Here is a 227-nt window from a genome sequence, read left to right as displayed (position 1 = left end):
GGCTGTTCGTTTTCATCATCTTCTGTTTGATAGTGAGCCTTGCATTCAAGTTGGTTTTCATCTTCGCAATCTAAAATAAGCTGAGCCTCAAGCCACGGCTCATTTATTTGCTGGTACAAGTATTGTCCAAGTTGTTGGGGGATGTTTTTTATTTCAGGTCGCATGTGCTGTCCTTAGCGTTTTCTATATAAGTTAATTATTGCTCAATGAGTACGACGATAGATTTA

At 38.8% G+C, this 227-nt stretch carries 1 pseudogene; it reads right to left on the bottom strand.

Annotated elements, in window-relative coordinates:
- A pseudogene (locus tag H5232_RS24575) lies at nucleotides 1-164 on the bottom strand (DUF600 domain-containing protein); the annotation flags it as partial.
- Nucleotides 165-227 lie beyond the last annotated feature (63 nt).

The organism is Pseudoalteromonas sp. SG41-5 (assembly GCF_014164495.1).
GTDB lineage: Bacteria > Pseudomonadota > Gammaproteobacteria > Enterobacterales > Alteromonadaceae > Pseudoalteromonas > Pseudoalteromonas rhizosphaerae.
This window is presented reverse-complemented; position numbering and strand designations above follow the sequence as displayed.